Source organism: Providencia sp. PROV033 (assembly GCF_028484855.1).
Classification (GTDB): Bacteria; Pseudomonadota; Gammaproteobacteria; order Enterobacterales; family Enterobacteriaceae; genus Providencia; species Providencia alcalifaciens.
On record NZ_JAMPSW010000005.1, the window covers coordinates 48940 to 69779 of the forward strand.

Genomic DNA, 20840 nt, shown 5'->3' on the forward strand with positions numbered 1-20840 from the left:
TTAAAAATTAATTAAACGACCCACAGAACTCATTGAGTAGTCTGAAAGTGATCTAAACAAATAGTATTAATAACAAAAAAAACCACAAAAGCGCGGTTGGGTGGTTCCATTCATCTATCGTACCCTTTATTATCCCTGAACACTTCGCTTTGGCAACAGGGACATTACGTTTTCATGCATCAATCTGTCTCACTCTTTATAGGTCTACGCTATATGCGTGGGCGTGCGGTCGATAAATTTGGACGTTTTGTGTCCAGCTTGTCGGCGATTGGCATTACGCTTGGTGTTGCGGCATTGATTACCGTAACGTCCGTGATGAATGGTTTCGAACGTTCGTTACAAGATAGCATACTTGCTTATATGCCACAGGCTATATTGACTTCAAGTACCGGAAATATCGATCCTAATCAACATCCTATTACGGACTTGAAAAATTTACACGGCGTGAAAAAAATCGAGCCGATTGTTCAATCGGAAGTGGTTTTGCAAAGCCGAACGAACGTCGGGGTGGGGATGATGAGCGGAATTCGTTCTGATGAATCCTCATTGCTTCTGGATAAGCTGATCAGCGGCGATCGCCACGATTTAATTGATGGCGAATATAACGTTTTTCTCGGGAATCGACTGGCAGAAACACTCGGTGTGAAACGTGGTGACCAAATCCGTTTAATCATTCCTGGCGTCAGTCAACTCACGCCAATGGGACGCATACCAAGCCAACGCTTATTCACGGTTGCGGGCATTTTCCAAACGAATGGGGAAGCAGATACCAGTGAGCTGATCGTCGCTCAACCGGATGCGGCGCGTATGTTGCGTTATCCTGCGGGGAATATTACAGGCTGGCGCTTATACCTAGATGAACCATTACAAGTGGATGTGGCAAGTAAGCAGACGCTGCCAGAAGGCTTAGTTTGGACAGATTGGCGTGAGCGCAAAGGTGAGTTTTTCCAAGCTGTCAGAATGGAAAAAAACATGATGGGGCTATTACTGAGCCTGATTATTGCCGTTGCAGCGTTTAATATTATTACGTCGTTATCGTTATTAGTGATGGAAAAACAAGGCGAAGTCGCGATTTTGAAAACCTTAGGGCTAAAGCGTAGTAAAATTCTGACTATCTTTATGATCCAAGGCGCAGGTGCGGGCATTATTGGTACTTTAATTGGTACTGTTCTGGGCACGCTACTATCGAGCCAATTAAATGTCATTATGCCGTTAATTGGCTTATTACCACGTGGAGTTACACTCCCGATTGTACTCGATTATCCGGGTATTCTAATTATTGCGCTTTGCGCGATGCTGATTTCATTGCTGGCGACGCTTTATCCTTCTTGGCGTGCGGCAGCGGTTCAACCTGCTGAGGCTTTACGATATGAATAACCAACCACTTCTGGTCTGTGAACATTTAAGCAAAATTTATCAAGAAGGCACACTCTCCACAGAAGTGTTAAAAAATGTCAGCTTCACGATGAACGAAGGCGAAACAATGGCTATCGTTGGGAGTTCAGGTTCAGGGAAAAGTACCTTATTACATTTACTGGGTGGGCTAGATACACCGTCTCAAGGTAATGTTATTTTCCGCGGGCAGCATATTAACCAGCTTTCATCGGATGCGCGTGCGGCTATTCGAAATAAAGACTTAGGCTTTATTTATCAGTTTCACCACTTATTACCTGATTTTACTGCATTAGAAAATGTGGCAATGCCGCTGTTAATTGGTGGTGTGGCAAAAGCGACTGCGTTAGCGAAAGCGACTGAAATGTTGACGGCAGTAGGGCTTGGGCATCGCGCAAATCATCGCCCATCAGAGCTATCGGGCGGGGAACGTCAACGAGTGGCCATCGCCCGAGCGCTCGTGAATGACCCTGCATTAGTCTTGGCAGATGAGCCTACGGGTAACCTCGACTTACGTAATGCGGATGCAATTTTTGAATTGCTGGGGGAATTAAACCGCAAGCAAAAAACGGCGTTTTTGGTGGTTACCCACGATATGAAACTTGCAAATCGTTTATCCCGTCGTTTAGAAATGCGTGATGGCCATCTGCAACAGGAAATTACGTTGGGGGCAATGTAATGATTAACATGCCACTGACGCTTTTAGCGGCATTGCGATTTAGCCGAGGACGCCGCAGGACAGGGATGGTGTCTTTGGTGTCGATTGTGTCGACACTGGGCATTGTATTGGGTGTTGCGGTATTAATTATTGGTTTAAGTGCCATGAATGGCTTCGAGCGAGAGCTAAATAACCGAGTTCTCTCCGTGGTACCGCATGGGCAAATTTATGCGGTAGAAGCACCTTATCAAGATTGGGAATTTGCTCAAAATGTCATTCGTAAAACGCCCGGTGTACAAGCGGTTAGCCCTTATGTGAATTTTACGGGGTTACTTGAGCGAGGGGCCAATCTTAAAGCAATTCAGATTATGGGCGTATCCCATGAAACAGAATCGCAAGTGAGTGCGTTACCTGAGTTTATTTTGAATGATGCTTGGCAACACTTTGAGGCGGGGAAACAATCAATTATTTTGGGGCAAGGGGTTGCTAACTCGTTGAATGTGAAAGTAGGGGATTGGGTGACTATCATGATCCCTAATACTGATGACAGCATGAAAATTCAACAACCTAGACGCATTCGTGTTCAAGTCACGGGTATTTTTCGTTTAAGTGGTTTGCTTGACCATCAACTTGCTCTCGTTCCGCTGGCGGATGCTCAGGAATATTTAGGTTATGGTAATGGTATCAGTGGCTTTGAAATTAAAGCTAAAGATCCTTTTGAAGCCGATAAAGTGGTGTATGACGCGGGTCTTAAAACCATGCATCACGTTGTGGTGAAAAGCTGGATTGGCGATTACGGCTATATGTACAATGACATTCAAGTCGTACGTAGCGTCATGTACTTAGCGATGATTTTAGTCATCGGTGTAGCGTGCTTTAACATTGTTTCCACGTTGGTGATGGCAGTGAAAGACAAAAGTAGCGACATCGCTGTATTACGGACATTAGGGGCAAAAGATAGGCAAATTCGTGCGATCTTCCTGTGGTATGGGTTGATTGGTGGATTGATTGGCTCATTAATCGGTATGGTGTTGGGAGTGCTAGTTTCGTTAAATTTGACGACGCTGATTAAAGGATTGGAAGTGATTATCGGTCATCCTATTTTATCCGGAGATGTCTATTTTATTGATTTCTTGCCTTCTGAGCTGCATGTGATGGATGTGGTTTATGTTCTCTTCACGACAGTGATTTTGAGTTTATTGGCAAGTTGGTACCCAGCACGACGTGCCAGTAAATTAGACCCAGCCCGTATTTTAAGCGGGCAGTAATCTATTCGGCGCGGATGATGATATTCGCGCCGCCTTTCATTATTTAGCCATACACTCGAGATAGATCTGCTTGTAGCTACGCGTTTCAATTAAGTCCTCATTAAAACCGTACTTTTCGGCGGTGGACAGTAACTTTATGTACAAGTTGTCTAACTCACTCTCATCATCAGTCATAATCGCAAATTCAGCAAACCAGCCAATGCCCTCTAAGTAGTCAATGGTGATATGGATATCATCTAAAAAGTAGATACTTCGTTGCTTAGCGAGGGTGAGGTAACACTGATAACCTAATGTGGTCAGCATATTTTTGACATGCTGGCAGTCTGCGATATCTATCGCTTTACATTCAGATGAACTGGGTCCTTTGACAATCCACAGTTTAATTCCTGATGGGGTCATCTCTCTGACCGACATACTGATGTTTTGTGTAGCTAACGGGTTATCAGGGTAATCAAAAAAATCATCAACTTCATGATTATTCACTGTAAATACTTCAGCGTTATCCTGGGTAAGTTGCGCCAGAAATGTGTCTGAATTGGGCAATATGAATTTAATTTCGGCTTCATACTTACCGACGAAATGTTCACTCATTCCGCTATCCAAGATGATTTAGGGTGGGAGCATAGTAACATAAAGGGTGATAATGAGACTGAAGATTATGTTAAGCCATATCAAAGAATGGCTAGTTAATGAGGCGCGAAGAAGTGTTCGCGCCTTGCTGTTTTAAATACCAATAATGTCATCAAGGGAAATCGCGTTGGCAATGAGTATATGCCCAGCATAATTAAGGTGGAGATGGTCACCAGAATCATAGACTAAAGCCAATTGTTGAGGTTTTTGAGGGTCGCGAACCCATTGTTCATTATCAATCACAGCATCAAATTCACCGCTGTTACGCATCCATTGATTCACTTCTTGGCGAATGACTTCTTTCTCGGGAGTATAGAAATTTTCTAATCCATATTCTTCTGTAGAACGTAATGGAACGAGCGTGACACCCACTACGCGAATATGATGTTCATGAGCTTGGCGAATTAATTGCCGATACCCTTCGATTAATTCATAGGCAGTCGGTATACAGTTTATTGGGGCGAGGGCTGTTTGCGCGAGCCCAATATCATTTAAGCCGACTTGAACGATACACGTGGTGACGCCCTCCAAGTCAATAACATCGCGATGAAAGCGAGATAATGTACTGATCCCAATGCCATCTTTTAGCAAACGGGACCCCGATTGCCCTGCATTGACTACGGCGGTTTTATGAGAAATGGCACGCTCGGCAAGGAAATCAACCCAGCGATGATAACGATTCATCTCGACGCCGTTACCATCTACCATCGAATCGCCAATCACGACAACCGTTTGATTATGTGTATCGGATTGAGTATCAACGCGTTCTAATAATAAACGCGAACTGATTGGCATACTGTTATTGGGATAGGCTTTATGAACACAGTTGCCTGATGCTAATTGAGCGTAGTGACGAGCATCCCAATGGAAGGTTTCCACGGGAGTGAGCTCAGGAAAGTAGCTGAGCAATATTATCTCGGATAAATCGGCGATGGGATGCGCTATTTCATCACTGTATATCACTTGCCCCGCAGGGATAGTGACCTGAGCTTGACCATTAAACTGAATAGGAGCCGTCCATGACTCTCCTAAAGGGGGTGTCACGGTAATGGCGTTATCTCCTAGAACTAAAGGTTGAGAGCCATAGCGGTTTGAGAAAACAAAACGCAGTTTGTTACCCCCTAACGTGATACGTAATGTTTGGTATAAGGTTTGTTCGCACAATGATGTTGGTATTTCCAGAGAAAATGGAAATGCTTCGTCCGTTGTGGGTTGTGAGGTAGAAAGCCATGTACATACCCATGAATGATGGGCGGATGCATTTAATGGTGACATTGTGCTTTATCCTAGAAATCACGCTTAAAATTAGCGTGTTGATGTTGCTGTAAATGAATCAAAACCACGCATTGCAACATTCACCATGGCCAGTAAATGTGTTTGACTCACTCCATCGCGCGCTTGAATGGAAATGCCATGAAATAGTGTTGCAATATAATGACCTAACGCTTGAGTGTCGGTATTAGAAGGTAAATCACCCGCGATCACGCCATCTTTTAGGCGCTGCATGATAGCCGTAGTACGAGCTTGTCGATAACTGGCTAACCAAGACATGATATTTTCATTTTCACTGGCATAGTTAGTGAGTGAAAGTACCACCATGCAGCCTTGAGGATGCTCTTTCTGGGTATAGGTTTCTACGGCTTGGGTTAACAATTGCTCTATAGCGAAACGGGTATTGGGTTCTTGCAGGGCAGTATCTGCAAAAGCACCTTCTTGATTAAGATAAAGGTCAATAGCTTCACGAAAAAGATTCTCTTTTGAGCCAAATGCGGCATAAATACGTGCAGATGCAATTCCCAGTGCAGACACTAAATCAGACATCGACGTGCCTTCATAGCCCCGCTGCCAAAAGACAAGCTTAGCTTTATTCAATGCCGCGTCACGGTCGAACTCTCTCGGTCTTCCTGCCATAACAATTGCTCCTCTAAGTGATAATGCATTCATACTATCACTTCTTTGTCGAATGACAAATAATTATTGTTTATCGATTGACAAAGAATTGAAAAAACCTTTAACCTATTTATTGTTGATCGACAAACAATTGATGCGACTCGTGAATGAGTGGCTTTTTACTCACATAAAAGTGTATGGAACAAATATGAATTCGGTATTTAAAAAGGTGTTGCTCGTCTCCCTGATGACGCTCTCTTTGCAAGCAACAGCTACGTTAGCAGCAGGAAATCTAACTCAAACAGTCAAAAGTGCTGCGCTTCCAACCATTGAGGCGAATGAAGCCAGCTTTCAACATCACTATGTGAAAGTGAATGGGCATCGCCTTCACTATGTTACCGCAGGGGAAGGGGAGCCGGTCTTATTGATCCCCGGCTGGCCACAAACGTGGTATACATGGCGTTATGTGATGACAGAACTTGCTGCTAATGGTTATACCGCGATTGCTGTCGATCCACTGGGAACAGGGTATTCTGATAAGCCAGACAAGGGCTATGATACGGGCGCTGCCGCAACGACATTGCACGAAATGATGAAACAATTGGGTCATCCTCACTATTCGGTAATAGGGCATGATATTGGCATGTGGGTGGGGTATGCGCTGGCCAGTGATTATCCTGCCGACGTGAAAAAGATAGCCTTAACAGAAGCGGTTATTCCAGGATTAGCGCCAGCACCAACGATTTTTGTGGATCCTGAGGAGAATATTTTCCTCTGGCATTTTATGTTTAACCAAGTGCGAGATTTACCTGAAACGCTGACGGCAGGTAGAGAGCGCGAGTATCTTAACTTTATTTTTGATAATTGGGCTTATCGCCGTGATCGCGTTGCCGCGCAGACGTATATTGATGCGTATGCTTCACCGGGTGGGCTGCGGGCTGGTTTTGCCTATTACCGCGCTATTCCACAGACGATCGAGCAAAATAAACTGCGAGCACAAAAAAAGCTCACTATGCCGGTGTTGGCGATAGGGGCAGATCAGGCAACCCGAGATGCCCCACAACAGACGTTACAAGGGCGGGCGACTCAGTTACAAGGCACGATACTTGGTGAATGTGGTCACTTTGTGACAGAAGAGTGTCCTGAGCAATTAATGAGCCACATTTTGCCATTCTTAAAAAAATAATGGACACACTGTAGGTTAATCAAAAAGGAAGCTAACATTGGCTTCCTTTTCTGTCTATTAGCTGTATTAGTGATTAATACTTGTTTTTTTTGGTCATTTTATCGAGATAGCCCATTACAAACGCCGACAGCACGAAGGTCAGATGTAATATCACGTACCACATAAGTTTATCGTTTTCGACGTTTTTAAGGTTCATGAAAATTTTTAATAAGTGGATTGATGAAATGGCGACAATGGAGGCTGCCACTTTATTTTTCAATGAGGTGGCATCCATCGTGCCAATCCAATTGAGTTTTTCATGATGATCTGACAAGTTTAACTGCGAGACGAAGTTTTCGTAGCCTGAAAACATGACCATCACCAGTAAACCACCAACCAGCGCCATATCAATCAGTGAGAGCAGAGTTAGGATTAAATCTGACTCTGGAATGGCAAAAATATTTGGCAGGATATGAAAAACTTCTTGGAAAAATTTAATGGTTAACGCGAGCAATGTCAGCGATAGCCCTAAATAGATGGGTGCGAGGATCCAACGTGATGCGTACATCATTCTTTCAAAAAACTTTTCCATGCCAATCCTTCAAATTATAAAAATCAAAAATAGAGAGATGATGGGTATTTTAGCGGTTAGGTGTGATGAGGATAAAGTTTTTTGTCATCAAAAAGTGAAAAAAATGTCCTTTTGATAATAAAAAAGTTATTAACTCGAGATTATTGGGATAATTGTTTTACTTTGCTGAGGATGATGAATGCTAGTATGTTACTATTCAAATTATGTATAAATGACATAATTATTGTCATTAGATTTTTTTACTAGAGTTGTATTTCGACAAATTCATTGCAAGGATGAAAGGAAATTTCCGATGTTGCGATTTCGCCGTAGAATGAAAAAAGCAAGTAAAAACAAATGCAAACGCCGTCAGCGACTTCGTAATCGTTCTTACTACATTGATAATAAACTGTTGAGTATGCAAAATATTAACGTGGTTGTATTAACGGGTGCGGGTATTTCTGCGGAGTCAGGAATTCAAACGTTTCGTTCAGCAGATGGTTTGTGGGAAGAGCATCGCGTAGAGGATGTTGCGACACCCGAAGGTTTTGCGCGTGACCCCCAATTAGTTCAGCGTTTTTATAATGAACGTCGTCGCCAGTTACAGCAAGAGGATATTCAGCCAAACGCAGCGCACTATGCATTAGCAAAATTAGAACACGCTCTTGGGGATAGATTTCTGCTCGTTACTCAGAATATTGATAATTTACATGAGCGTGCGGGTAGCAAGCGTGTTGTGCATATGCATGGAGAATTACTCAAAGTGCGTTGTAATTGGTCGAACCAAGTTCTGGAGTGGAAAGGGGATTTATCGGTTGAGGAACGTTGTCACTGTTGCCAATTTCCACAACCTTTACGCCCGCACATCGTGTGGTTTGGGGAGATGCCATTTGAAATGGATAGGATCTACCAAGCATTAGGGGAAGCGAGCCTGTTTATTTCGATAGGCACATCAGGACACGTTTATCCGGCAGCGGGCTTTGTGCATGAAGCGCGTTTGCAAGGGGCTCATACGGTGCAGCTAAACTTAGAACCTAGCCAAGTAGAAAGTGAATTTGAAGAGCGCCATTATGGCTTAGCGAGTAAAGTTGTGAGTGACTATGTGGATGACTTACTTGCAAAACTCAATCACAAATCATGATAATAGTAGGGAGCGATAGCTCCCTACTTGCATGACGATCAAACGTTTTCATCCAGCATGGCTGGCATTGTTATCTCTTTTACACAAGTCGCGTTGCTTGTACTCAGAATAAAACGTACGGCATTCAGCACATCTTGTAATGGGATTAACGTTCCTTCACTATTCGCAATGACTTCATCAATAGGCATCGATAGCGGGAATTCTGTGGCTAGATAGCCTAAGTTCAAAATTGAAATACCGATTTTATCTTGGCGTAAGGTTTCCCTTAACGATTGTACAATCCCTCGCAGTGCATATTTTGTTGCACTAAATGTCACCTCTTTACCATTATGATTATCGAGCCCCCATGTTGAGCCAATTAAAATAATTTTACTATTGCTCCCCAAACGTAAGTTGGGCAATAGCGCCTTTATATTTAATAGGCAGGCGCTGATATTGGTCTGAATCATGGTCAGTAATTCAATATCGCTGGTGGATTCAAAATCATATTCAGCGGTAAAGGCTAATTTTTCCCATATACCCACATTATAAGTAAGCACATCAATGGGCTGTTCCCCTATATGGTTTTTGATAGTCAATGCGGATTGAGAGTCACTCAGATCCGCGGGAAGCCAATGAAATCGTGGGTTTTTAAAGGGCGGCTCAGAGCGGGAAACACCATAAACGGTATCAGTGTAATCAGGTAGAGCTTCAACGAATGCTTTGCCTAATCCTTTGCTTACACCATAAATTAAAAATGTTTTTGTCATTGTGCCTCCATCCAATAAATTATTTTATAGTGGATTTAGTTATATAAGATATCCATTATATAACATAGTACTTAACGCAATGAGTTATCCAGAAATGCAGTAGGAAATGAACTATAAAATTAAATTAATTAGTTATCTTGCTCACTCTTTAGCTGCAAATCTGATTTGAGACAATAATTGTTTCTGTGATCTTTCCCATAATATCCCCATTGATATTTAGGGGGAGGTAGCATGGACAAACTCTTGGAGCGGTTTTTTGAATATACTGCTTTTGATACACAATCAAAACTGAATGCAAAAACAGTACCTAGTAGTACAGGTCAACTAAAATTTGCCCGCGCTTTAGCCAAAGAACTTAATTTACTTGGCTTTGAAAAAGTGACGCTAACTGAGCATGGTTGCTTAACGGCAATGATGCCATCCAATGTGGATTGGGATGTACCGGCAATTGGGTTCATTTCACATTTGGACACCGCCCCTGATTATTCAGGTAAAAATGTGTGTCCGCAAGTTCTTGAAAATTATCGAGGCGGGGATATAGCGTTAGGTATTGGCGATGAAGTTTTATCACCTGTCATGTTCCCTGTATTGCACGAAATGATTGGCAAAACGTTGATCATGACAGACGGTAAAACATTATTAGGCGCGGATGATAAAGCCGGTATCGCGGAAATTATTACCGCGATAGTACGTTTAGAAGGGCAAAATATTCCTCATGGAAAAATTTGTGTCGCCTTTACGCCAGATGAAGAAATTGGTCGCGGCGCACAACATATCGATTTCAAAGAGTTTGATGCTCGTTGGGCATATACCGTCGATGGTGGTGGTGTCGGTGAGCTTGAATTTGAAAACTTCAATGCAGCTAACGTCTCTATCAAAATCGTGGGAAATAATACCCATCCCGGTAATGCGAAAGGTGTGATGGTGAATGCATTGGGTTTGGCGACCCGTATTCACGCTATGCTACCTGTTGAAGAGACGCCTGAAAATACGGAAGGTTATGAAGGTTTTTACCACCTAACATCGATTAAGGGGAATGTAGAAAAAGCCGAAATGAACTACATTATCCGCGATTTTGACTTAGCCAATTTTGAAGCGAGAAAGAAAAATATTATCCGTATCGCAGAAAAAGTGGGTGAAGGCCTGCACCCAAGCTGTTATATCGAGCTGACATTGGATGATAGTTACTACAATATGCATAAAGAAGTGATGAAATATCCACATGTTGTTGAATTAGCTAAACAAGCGATGTTGGACTGTGATATTGAACCTGTCATCAAGCCGATCCGGGGGGGAACGGACGGCGCGCAGCTATCATACCGAGGCTTACCATGCCCGAATATTTTCACGGGTGGCTATAACTTCCATAGTAAACATGAGTTTATTACTCAAGAAGGTATGGAGCAGGCGGTGAGTGTGATTATGCGAATTGCGGAATTAACGGCTATTCATGCAAAGCGTAATACCGAGAAATAGTGTTTGATACATTCTTAATATAAAAAGTGACAATAAAAATGCCCCGATGTGAGGTGATGACATTCGGGGCATTTTGCTATTATTAACGGTTAATTATAGAAATAATTAGTCGTCAAAATACCAATATCCACTGTTAATCAGTGCGGTAATTAATGCGATAAAATTCACATCGTCAAGGGCATCCCCAAGATTTGTATAGCTGACTGCATCGAAACGACACAGGCTGTCTGCGGCTTCATAGCATTTAGTCTCTAAAGACTCACCATTAACAAAGAACTGGTCACCCACGCGAAGTGCTCGTAACCCATTGAGTTTATATAAGGTTTCTTGCTCATCTTTCAGTAGGTTATAGATTTCATTTTGTTCATAAGGCGGCTCTGGCGGCGCTAAGTCTAATTCGTGGCGCGACTGAGAAATAAATTCACCTAACCATTTACGGAATAATTCAGGGTCGTTAATCAGAGACTCCATCATTTCACGTAATTTAATTTGTTCGCCTTGCAGAATTTCAGCCGGGTTATCACGGAAAGAGAGGTCAGGATCACTGTAGCGATAACTGCCTAAATCATTAGAAATTAAATGGTCAGCAAAGCTGCTCATGAGTTCACGCGCATTGGGTGCACGAAAGCCGACAGAAAAGTTTAGGGATGGCTCAATAGCGTAACCTTCATGTGGGAATCCTGGTGGGATATACAGAATATCACCGGGTTCCATTTCTTCATCAATAATGGCATCGAAAGGTTGTACTTGGAGCAAGTCTGGATGTGGACTGTGTTGTTTCATTGGGATTTTTTCCCCAACACGCCAATGGCGACGGCCTTCACCTTGAATAATAAACACATCGTATTGGTCTAAATGAGGACCCACGCCGCCTCCCGGCACTGAGTAGGAAATCATTAAATCGTCCATACGCCAGTCAGAAAGAACGCGGAAAGGTTTCATAAGTTGGGCGCTTGGGTGGTGCCAGTGGTCAACCGCTTGGACCAAAATCGACCAGTTTTCTTCACCTAAATGATCGTAGCTTTCGAAAGGTCCGTGAGCTACCTGCCAGATGCCATCTTTATGGCTGACTAAACGGCTATCCACTTCATCTTCCATCGCTAATCCCGCGAGCTCATCAGGCGAGATAGGATCAATAAAACGCGTAAAACCCTGTTTGATAAGCAGAGGTCGTTTCTGCCAATGACTGTCCAGAAAACTCTGCCAGTCAAGATTCAGTTTATAATCCATCTTATTGTTCCCTAGTTATGACAAATCTTCCTAAATAGTATACCGGAAATGGATTGTAAAACAGGGGTTAGAGGGCGTCAGTTCACAGATTAACTATCTTCAATGACGGCTTGCTGTCTAAATGTGACGGCGACCCTAGCACCGCCTAGTGGGCTATCCGAAATGATGATTTCACCATCGTATTGATCGATGATATCGACCGCAATAGATAACCCTAGACCTTGCCCCGGTCGTAGTGTGTCGGCGCGTTGTCCACGCATAAATATCAGGCTACGCTTGCTTTCAGGAACACCTGGACCATCATCATCCACAAAAATTGTTAGACTATCGTGACCCGCAAGGGCGGTGACTTCCACAAACTCAAGGCAATATTTACAGGCATTTTCCATAATGTTGCCCATCACCTCCATAAAATCATTCGGTTGACCTAACCATGTGATTTCAGGGGAAATGTCTACGGTGATTGAGACACCTTTGTTTTGATACACTTTATGTAGCGCACTGGATAGACTATCTAAGATAGAGGGGACGGACGCAATTTCCCGTAACATGAGGTTCTCATCACCTTGGCTTGAAGCGCGGTGTAGATAGTAACCGACTTGTTGGGAGATTCGACCTATCTGCTCCAGCATGATGGGTTCGGCTTGTTCGATAGTCATCTCTTTGCCGGAGCGTAGCAGCCTTAATGTCGATTGCAGAACCGCTAACGGTGTTTTCAAACTGTGAGTCAGGTCTGACAAGGTTGTGCGATATTTGCTATAACGTTTTCGTTCGTTACTCAACAAAATATTTAAATTGCGGACTAATCCTCTGAGTTCTGCTGGTGGATTTTCATCCAGCGTTTCTCGCTCACCTTTTTCAAGGCTACTAATTTGTGAAATTAATGACTTAATGGGGCGCACACTCCAGTATGCGGCAAGCCACAACAGTGGAATGACCAGCAGGAAGTTGGCGAGTATCACATAACCAAACCAATCCCAGACAACCCCAGTATTTTGCAAATCTTGCGGTAAGGTATCCACAACAACAATGGTGAGCGGTGGCATGGTTTCGGTTTCTAAATATTGATTGACCGAAACTGAGTGAGTTAATGGTTCATCGACATTATCGATATCGTTAAGTCGGCTACTGTAGTCAGGATTATTATTCAGTAATTGACGAGTTTCATCGATATCAGTGTCGATTTCATACAACCCATTTTTTTTGAGCCAATCGAGTTGAATGAGGCGCTCGATGCTGGGAACTTCCCGTTGACGCCATAAAACCTGCCCATTTTTATCATAAATGATAATCAAAGAGGGGTTATTCAGCGTAAAGTTAGGCGGAACTCGGATATCAATTTTACTATCTTGCCACTGGGCAAGGCTGTAAATTAGGTTACTTTGGCTGCGTAATAGGGTATAGGTTGTGCGGTCAAAACTTACCAAATACCCGACGACGGCCACAATTCCATAGGCTAAGGTTAAGGCGAGGATCACGGCTGAGGTCGCGCAAATAAAACGGGCCTGTAAAGAAAGTGGTTTGAACCTAAATTTACGAAATCGCATATCAGTTATTCACATCGAAACGGTAGCCTTGACCCCGGACAGTCACAATAACCTCTTGAGCATGGAACTGCTGGATTTTTTTACGTAAACGCCCCATGAGAACGTCGATAGTATGACTTTCACGTAGCTCAGCATCTGGGTAAAGTTGACGCATTAAAGAGTCTTTACTGACCACTTTACCATTATTACGCAGTAGTGTTTCAATGATGGTGTATTCGAAGGCGGTCAGTTTGACGGATTCGCCGTTGACGGTAAATTCTTTACGAGAGAGGTCGATGACAAAATTTTCAAGCTCTAACACTTGGGATGCCAATCCGCTATTACGGCGCATGAGCGCTTGCATACGGGCAACTAACTCTTCTAATTGGAATGGCTTAGTGACATAGTCATCTGCTCCGCTATTAAGCGCTTGCACTTTTTCTTGCCAACTTTCTCGCGCCGTTAACACTAAAAGCGGAATACTGACATGGTTACTGCGCCAGCGTTTGATCATGGAAAGCCCATCTTCATCAGGAAGACCTAAATCGACAACAGCAATATCAGGATGGCTTTCATTCAAAAAGTAATCAGCTTCTTTTGCGCCTTCAGCTGAATCCACTTGATGACCTAATTCTTTGAGTTGAACGGTTAAATGATGACGAAGTAGGGCGTTATCTTCTACGATAAGAATGCGCATCGGAGAACCTCATATAAAGCATGTAAATAATAATATTATAATTGGTATGGTAAAAAGAGATGGGACAAGGGACAAGATCTTAAGTAAATATAAGGCAAACGGATCGGAAAAATAGTCGAATCTGAAAATATTTGAAAATAAATAAAAAGAACAGAGGACAATAAGCCATCTGTTCTTAATATGATTAATTACTTGATTTCATCAATAAAGCTTACTGCATAACCAATATAGTTTGCCGGTGTCATGGCTTTTAGGCGCTCTTTTTCACTTTCTGGCAGTGCTAAACCATCGATAAATTGCTTCATGCCTTCGGCGGTTACGCGTTTACCTCGAGTGAGCTCTTTCAATTTTTCATATGGTTTTTCAATGCCATAACGACGCATAACAGTTTGAATTGGTTCTGCTAGCACTTCCCAGTTTTGATCTAACTCATCCAGCAAGTGTTGTTCGTTAACTTCTAATTTGTTCAACCCTTTCATCGTGGATTGGTAAGCGATCAGTGCATAGCCCAAACCGACACCTAAGTTACGGAGAACTGTCGAGTCAGTCAGGTCGCGTTGCCAACGGGAAACAGGGAGTTTGCTTGCTAAATGACCTAATACCGCATTGGATAAACCTAAATTACCTTCTGAGTTTTCGAAGTCGATAGGATTCACTTTATGTGGCATGGTGGATGAACCAATTTCACCAGCAATGGTTTTTTGCTTGAAGTGGTTTAACGCAACGTAGCCCCAGATATCACGGTCAAAATCCAGAACGATCGTATTGAAACGCGCAACACAATCAAACAGTTCAGCGATATAGTCGTGTGGTTCGATTTGGGTTGTGAATGGGTTCCATTTAATGCCGAGTGAGGTCACGAAAGTTTCACTAAAATCGTGCCAGTTAACTTCTGGGTAAGCGGCAATGTGTGCGTTGTAGTTACCAACGGCACCATTGATTTTACCTAAAATTTCGACTTGCTCTAACTGGCGATATTGGCGCTCTAAGCGGTAAGCGACGTTTGCAAATTCTTTACCAATAGTTGATGGTGTTGCTGGCTGCCCGTGTGTGCGAGAGAGTAACGGTAACTCACGATATTCGTGAGCCATTGCTTTAACTTTATCGATGATTTGACGCCATTGTGGCAGTAAAACGTCTTCACGAGCAGTTTTCAGCATTAATGCATGGGACAGATTGTTGATGTCTTCTGAAGTACAAGCAAAGTGAATGAACTCAGAAACGGCATGCAGAGCAGGAATATGGGCTACTTTTTCTTTCAGGAAATACTCGACTGCTTTAACGTCGTGGTTGGTTGTACGCTCAATTTCTTTGATACGCATTGCATCATTTTCGCTGAAATTCGCGACGATTTCGTCTAAGTAAGCGATTGCGTCAGCATCAAATGAAGGGACCTCTTTGATTTGAGCGGTTGCCGCCAGTTTTTGCAGCCAGCGAACTTCAACTTGCACACGAAATTTCAGTAAGCCAAACTCACTAAAAATAGTGCGTAAAGCGCTGACTTTATCACCGTAACGGCCGTCAATCGGGGATACAGCGGTCAGTGAGGATAATTCCATTGGTAGCAACTCCAGATTTTATAGGTGAGACAAAATTTGTTTCGCCTGATTAGACAGACGGCTTCGAGAAAACATGAGTTGGAGACGGCTGCCACCAACCTGTTGCCAAAGAACTGCACAGCGAATACCTGCGAGTAATGTGGCTCTAACTTTGGCTTGGACAAGGGTATTTTTCAGGATGTCAGGGGAACCCGTCACTTGAATTCGCGGACCTGCTGGACTGACAACATCCACATAAATACCCGCTAATGCGTTGAAAACACCTTCAGACATTGGCTCAAAATAGCTGGCTTGACGTTCAAGCTGCTCAATTCGCTGACCAAGTTGTTCCATTGCCTTGTCATCTTTACTTAAGCGGCGCTCTAGCGCCATGATGCTGAGCATATAGCGGGTCATCTCCGCAGAGATCCCGCTATTACCCCCCGTTAACATTCCCATTAGGGCGGTTAAACCAGTTTTTAAATTCGCTTCATCATTACCAAATACATCCAACGTGGTGGATGGATTCATGTTAGTCAGGCAATCTACCATGGTTTTACCATCTTGCTCATTATATGAGCCCTCATGGGCTAGCTTTTGTACCATTAGACTTGCTTGACAGATACCCGCTAACGCAAGCGTGATATCGTAATAGTTTTTAGCCACATTTACTCCTGAATACGGGCTTCAATAACGCCGCCACCAAGGCAGACTTCGTCGATATAAAATACCGCAGATTGTCCCGGTGTAACAGCAGCAACCGGATAATCAAAAATCACTTGGATTTTTTCGGCACTCAATGGGGTTATTGTGCAAGGGATATCCGCTTGGCGATAGCGGGTTTTCACCACACAGCGTAATGGCTCAGTCAGAGGTTGTCTATCGACCCAATCTAATTGCTGAGCAATTAAGCCCACAGACATTAAGCGTGGATGTTCATGACCTTGCGCAACAATCAATTGATTGTTTTCAACGTCTTTATCCACCACATACCAAGGTTCCTCAGAACCTTCCTTTGTTCCGCCGATACCTAAACCTTTGCGCTGACCTAATGTGTGATACATCAATCCTTCGTGCTGACCAATAATTTCACCATCAACGGTAACAATCGGACCGGGTTGAGCAGGGAGGTAGCGACCAAGGAAATCACGGAATTTACGCTCGCCAATAAAACAAATCCCCGTAGAATCCTTTTTCTTCGCGGTGATGAGACCGATTTCTTCCGCAATACGGCGAACTTCTGGTTTTTCTAATTCCCCAACAGGGAATAAACTTTTTGCAACCTGTTCGTGGCTGAGCGTGTATAAGAAGTAGCTTTGGTCTTTATTGTTGTCTAATCCGCGTAACAACTGGCTTTTGCCATCAACATCACGGCGACGAACGTAGTGACCTGTTGCAATGTAATCTGCACCAAGATCGTCTGCGGCAAATTCTAAGAAAGCTTTAAATTTGATCTCTTTGTTACACAAGATATCCGGATTTGGGGTGCGTCCTGCTTTGTATTCTTCTAAGAAATGTTCGAATACGTTATCCCAATACTCGGCGGCAAAGTTGATGGTGTGAAGCTCAATACCTAGTTTGTCACAGACAGCTTGAGCATCGGCGAGGTCTGTTGCCGCAGAGCAATATTCCTCATCATCATCTTCTTCCCAGTTCTTCATAAACAGCCCGATAACCTGATACCCTTGCTGCTGGAGCAAGTAGGCGGAAACGGAGGAGTCAACACCACCGGACATACCGACGATGACTTTAATTTGGCTGTTATCTGATTTGGTACTGTTATCTGACATGGGAAATAGTCTCAATGCGGAAAAATCAAGCCCCATACTTTAGCACGTTGCCCCCTTATTGCACCAGCGTTAGGAAAATAATGTTACTCGTAATGATGACCAAAGGCGGCTAAAACGCTTACAGGGTGACTGATGCCTTCTTGGAAACAGCGCAAACTTTGGGCAACTAACGGTGAGCGAAGACATTTGCTGGTTAGAATTTCATCGGCAGTGACCCAGTGACAAGCGCTGATATCGTCATCATGAGGATGAGTTTCACAAGGGGCATCGAGTTCGAGAGAAAATAAGAAACGAATAAATTGCGTATTGTCGGGGGCAATCCACTGATGAATTTTGATTAATTTTTGAGGTTCGCCTACGATACCTGTCTCTTCATAAAGTTCACGCGCAGCCGCTTGCAGTAGTGTTTCATTAGCCTCAAGGTGCCCTGCGGGTTGGTTCCAGGTTGGCTTATTATTGACCCATTCTTCTACCACTAAAAAACGATCTTGAGCATGAACAAGGGTAGCAACAGTAACATTTGGTTTAAACAACAGTGACCTCCTTCCATTCGCCTGAAGATAAGTTATTGAGTGTAAAACTTCCCATGGAATAACGTATTAATCGTAGTGTAGGAAAGCCAATATTGGCAGTCATCCGGCGAACTTGCCGATTCCGTCCTTCATAAAGCGTGATCTTCAACCAACTCGTTGGAATGTTTTTACGCTCACGAATCGGGGGGGTTCTGATCCACAGCCACTCCGGTTCATCGACTCGCTCAATCCCTGCTGGTAAGGTGGGACCATCATTGAGTGTTAATCCTTGACGGAATTTTGCGAGAGCGGTTTCATCGGGAACGCCTTCTACTTGAGCATAGTAGACTTTCCCTGTTTTTTTCTGTGGTTGGGTAAGTTCTGCTTGTAATTTTCCATCATTCGTAAGCACTAACAGACCTTCACTGTCCCTATCTAGGCGTCCGGCAGCATACACATCAGACACAGGAATATAATTTTTTAACGTTTCACGACCTTGCTCATCAGTAAACTGAGGCAGCACATCAAAAGGCTTATTAAAAATAATCACTTTCCGCGGCTGAGAGGCGCGCACAGATGTCTTCGTTGCAAGTGAACGACGTCGTTTGGAATGCGAAGTTAAGTGTTTGGTGCGGCTGCGATTAGGTGTATTCATCGTACTGTATTGAGAGTCATTCATGTCATGTGCAATAGGATAACGATATTTTGATAATAAAGTAAGACTGCACCGTTGAAGAGTGAATCAAGCAGTGTAATGAGGTTGATCCGTTTTTTAACATTTCAATGATTCATTTGTTTCATTAATAAACAGTTTATAAATCTTAAGTTACCGTAGCATTTGATTATTTATTTTAATCAATTTTGATTAAATTTAGGTTATGAAAAATTCATTCGAAATCATTGTGATGCTGACTTTACTTCATTAAAACCATTAAATGCTAATAATTTAATTAAACCTATTAAATCATAGAGATAATATGGCTATATATTAATTTCTGTGAGCAGTACGAATGTTTAAATGAGATATTTTAGATAAACTACGGAATATAGCGATTAAACGCTTACGGAGGGATTTGACTGAGTTTTTAACTTTTTCAAGAATTAATAATCTTTTTCAATGGATTGATTTTGTTAAGTTTATTTTGATTGTGTCGAGTGTCTGGGCACATAAAAAATGCGTTAAATGCGATCTGTATAAAAGCTTAGTTTAGTAATCATTGGCGTTCGACGCAGATTGCAGTAGTATTGACAGGTCTCTTACAAAAAATTAACAAGCAAAATACGCAAGTGAAGGAGAGGTTAATGGATAGCAAAGTAGTAGTTCCGGCAGAAGGCGCTAAAATTACCATTGATGCAAAAGGCAAATTACACGTTCCGAATAACCCAATTATCCCTTTCATCGAAGGTGACGGTATTGGGGTTGATGTTACTCCTGCAATGCTGAAAGTTGTTGATGCAGCAGTAAAAAAAGCCTATAACGGCGAGCGTAAAATTTCTTGGATGGAAATTTATACGGGTGAAAAATCCACACAGTTATACGGTAAAGACGTCTGGTTACCACAAGAAACTCTCGATTTAATCCGCGACTATCGCGTTTCTATTAAAGGTCCATTAACCACACCAGTTGGTGGCGGTATTCGTTCCCTCAACGTTGCTCTTCGTCAACAGCTTGATTTATATATCTGCTTACGTCCTGTACGTTACTACAAAGGCACGCCAAGCCCAGTTAAACAACCTGAACTCACTGACATGGTTATTTTCCGCGAAAACTCGGAAGATATTTATGCTGGTATTGAGTGGAAAGCTGGTAGTGCAGAAGCAGATAAAGTGATTAAATTCCTGCAAAATGAAATGGGTGTAACGAAAATTCGTTTCCCTCAAAATTGCGGTATCGGTATTAAGCCATGTTCTGAAGAAGGGACTAAACGTTTAGTTCGCGCTGCGATTGAATATGCTATTGATAATAACCGTGACTCAGTGACTTTAGTTCATAAAGGCAACATTATGAAATTCACTGAAGGTGCATTTAAAGATTGGGGTTACCAGTTAGCACAAGAAGAATTTGGCGGTGAATTAATCGATGGCGGTCCATGGGTTAAAATTAAAAATCCAAAAACAGGCAAAGATATCATTGTTAAAGATGTTATCGCAGATGCATTCTTACAGCAGATCCTGTTACGTCCAGCAGAGTATGATGTTATTGCGTGTATGAACCTGAACGGTGACTATATTTCTGATGCATTAGCCGCACAAGTTGGCGGTATCGGTATTGCACCAGGTGCAAACATCGGTTCTGAATGCGCACTATTCGAAGCAACTCACGGTACTGCACCTAAATATGCAGGCCAAGACAAAGTGAACCCAGGTTCTATCATCCTGTCCGCAGAGATGATGCTGCGCCACATGGGTTGGGTTGAAGCGGCTGACTTAATCGTTAAAGGTATGGAAGGCGCAATCGCGGCTAAGACTGTAACTTACGATTTCGAACGTCAGTTAGAAGGCGCTAAATTACTGAAATGTAGCGAATTCGGCGACGCAATCATTAAACACATGTAATTTATTACGTGGTGTGAATAATAACGGGAACTTAACGGTTCCCGTTTTTTA

Annotated in this window: 20 protein-coding genes; 7 read left to right on the top strand and 13 right to left on the bottom strand. The window is 42.9% G+C overall.

Annotation, left to right across the window (positions count from 1 at the left end):
• Window positions 1–174: 174 nt before the first annotated feature.
• From lolC to lolE, 3 genes are read left to right on the top strand one after another with little or no spacing between them, the layout of a single operon-like run.
• Entirely contained in the window at window positions 175–1377 is a 1203-nt protein-coding gene (gene lolC, locus PSF16_RS02315) for a lipoprotein-releasing ABC transporter permease subunit LolC (protein ID WP_036975479.1), read from the top strand.
• Window positions 1370–2071 carry a lipoprotein-releasing ABC transporter ATP-binding protein LolD gene (lolD, locus tag PSF16_RS02320; protein ID WP_006661444.1) on the top strand — a complete coding sequence of 234 codons (702 nt, stop codon included), beginning with the start codon at window positions 1370–1372 and terminating at the stop codon, window positions 2069–2071. The genes lolC and lolD overlap by 8 nt, the downstream gene beginning before the upstream one ends.
• Window positions 2071–3318, top strand: coding sequence for a lipoprotein-releasing ABC transporter permease subunit LolE (gene lolE, locus PSF16_RS02325; protein WP_272688712.1), 1248 nt, complete (start codon window positions 2071–2073; stop codon window positions 3316–3318). The genes lolD and lolE overlap by 1 nt, the downstream gene beginning before the upstream one ends.
• Window positions 3319–3357: 39 nt before the next feature.
• On the opposite strand, the gene PSF16_RS02330 is transcribed toward lolE, so the two are convergent.
• The 3 genes from PSF16_RS02330 to PSF16_RS02340 form a co-directional block, all read right to left on the bottom strand.
• Window positions 3358–3909: a class IV adenylate cyclase gene (locus PSF16_RS02330; RefSeq protein ID WP_006661446.1), complete on the bottom strand. Its 552-nt coding sequence runs from the start codon at window positions 3907–3909 to the stop codon at window positions 3358–3360.
• A 132-nt stretch (window positions 3910–4041) separates the two neighbouring features.
• The gene (locus PSF16_RS02335) at window positions 4042–5223 is read right to left on the bottom strand and encodes an SGNH/GDSL hydrolase family protein (RefSeq protein WP_272688713.1); all 1182 of its coding nucleotides are present in this window, start codon (window positions 5221–5223) and stop codon (window positions 4042–4044) included.
• Between the two features lie 30 nt (window positions 5224–5253).
• Complete coding sequence (locus tag PSF16_RS02340; protein ID WP_036961329.1) at window positions 5254–5859, bottom strand: TetR/AcrR family transcriptional regulator; 606 nt, start codon at window positions 5857–5859, stop codon at window positions 5254–5256.
• Between the two features lie 187 nt (window positions 5860–6046).
• Here PSF16_RS02340 and PSF16_RS02345 point away from each other — a divergent pair, with 187 nt between their 5' ends.
• On the top strand, window positions 6047–7024 hold the full coding sequence (locus PSF16_RS02345; RefSeq protein ID WP_272688714.1) for an alpha/beta fold hydrolase: 978 nt from the start codon (window positions 6047–6049) through the stop codon (window positions 7022–7024).
• A gap of 73 nt (window positions 7025–7097) precedes the next feature.
• Here the strand turns inward: PSF16_RS02345 and PSF16_RS02350 are convergent, their stop codons facing one another.
• Entirely contained in the window at window positions 7098–7595 is a 498-nt protein-coding gene (locus PSF16_RS02350) for a TIGR00645 family protein (RefSeq protein ID WP_006661450.1), read from the bottom strand.
• Between the two features lie 292 nt (window positions 7596–7887).
• Here PSF16_RS02350 and cobB point away from each other — a divergent pair, with 292 nt between their 5' ends.
• Window positions 7888–8715, top strand: coding sequence for a Sir2 family NAD+-dependent deacetylase (gene cobB / locus PSF16_RS02355; protein WP_412033750.1), 828 nt, complete (start codon window positions 7888–7890; stop codon window positions 8713–8715).
• Between the two features lie 38 nt (window positions 8716–8753).
• Here the strand turns inward: cobB and PSF16_RS02360 are convergent, their stop codons facing one another.
• Window positions 8754–9464: an SDR family oxidoreductase gene (locus tag PSF16_RS02360; protein ID WP_272688715.1), complete on the bottom strand. Its 711-nt coding sequence runs from the start codon at window positions 9462–9464 to the stop codon at window positions 8754–8756.
• A gap of 231 nt (window positions 9465–9695) precedes the next feature.
• Here PSF16_RS02360 and pepT point away from each other — a divergent pair, with 231 nt between their 5' ends.
• Window positions 9696–10940 (top strand): peptidase T, encoded by a 1245-nt coding sequence (gene pepT, locus PSF16_RS02365; RefSeq protein WP_006661452.1) that lies wholly within the window; start codon window positions 9696–9698, stop codon window positions 10938–10940.
• 105 nt (window positions 10941–11045) lie between these two features.
• Here pepT and PSF16_RS02370 read toward each other — a convergent pair whose 3' ends face one another.
• The 8 genes from PSF16_RS02370 to rluE form a co-directional block, all read right to left on the bottom strand.
• A complete protein-coding gene (locus tag PSF16_RS02370) occupies window positions 11046–12170 on the bottom strand; it encodes a ribosomal protein uL16 3-hydroxylase (protein ID WP_006660837.1) in 1125 nt (374 codons plus the stop codon).
• Window positions 12171–12259: 89 nt separating this feature from the next.
• A complete protein-coding gene (gene phoQ, locus PSF16_RS02375) occupies window positions 12260–13717 on the bottom strand; it encodes a two-component system sensor histidine kinase PhoQ (RefSeq protein WP_006660838.1) in 1458 nt (485 codons plus the stop codon).
• Between the two features lies 1 nt (window position 13718).
• The gene (phoP, locus tag PSF16_RS02380; protein ID WP_006660839.1) at window positions 13719–14393 is read right to left on the bottom strand and encodes a two-component system response regulator PhoP; all 675 of its coding nucleotides are present in this window, start codon (window positions 14391–14393) and stop codon (window positions 13719–13721) included.
• A 188-nt stretch (window positions 14394–14581) separates the two neighbouring features.
• On the bottom strand, window positions 14582–15952 hold the full coding sequence (purB, locus tag PSF16_RS02385) for an adenylosuccinate lyase (RefSeq protein ID WP_272688716.1): 1371 nt from the start codon (window positions 15950–15952) through the stop codon (window positions 14582–14584).
• Between the two features lie 18 nt (window positions 15953–15970).
• On the bottom strand, window positions 15971–16597 hold the full coding sequence (gene hflD / locus PSF16_RS02390; RefSeq protein ID WP_006660841.1) for a high frequency lysogenization protein HflD: 627 nt from the start codon (window positions 16595–16597) through the stop codon (window positions 15971–15973).
• Between the two features lie 2 nt (window positions 16598–16599).
• The gene (gene mnmA, locus PSF16_RS02395) at window positions 16600–17721 is read right to left on the bottom strand and encodes a tRNA 2-thiouridine(34) synthase MnmA (RefSeq protein ID WP_272688717.1); all 1122 of its coding nucleotides are present in this window, start codon (window positions 17719–17721) and stop codon (window positions 16600–16602) included.
• 83 nt (window positions 17722–17804) lie between these two features.
• Window positions 17805–18254, bottom strand: coding sequence for an NUDIX domain-containing protein (locus tag PSF16_RS02400; protein WP_154600931.1), 450 nt, complete (start codon window positions 18252–18254; stop codon window positions 17805–17807).
• Window positions 18247–18888 (bottom strand): 23S rRNA pseudouridine(2457) synthase RluE, encoded by a 642-nt coding sequence (gene rluE / locus PSF16_RS02405; RefSeq protein ID WP_432652902.1) that lies wholly within the window; start codon window positions 18886–18888, stop codon window positions 18247–18249. Before rluE ends, PSF16_RS02400 begins: the two co-directional genes overlap by 8 nt.
• A gap of 647 nt (window positions 18889–19535) precedes the next feature.
• Here rluE and icd point away from each other — a divergent pair.
• On the top strand, window positions 19536–20789 hold the full coding sequence (gene icd / locus PSF16_RS02410) for an NADP-dependent isocitrate dehydrogenase (RefSeq protein ID WP_036975489.1): 1254 nt from the start codon (window positions 19536–19538) through the stop codon (window positions 20787–20789).
• The last annotated feature ends 51 nt before the right edge of the window (window positions 20790–20840 follow it).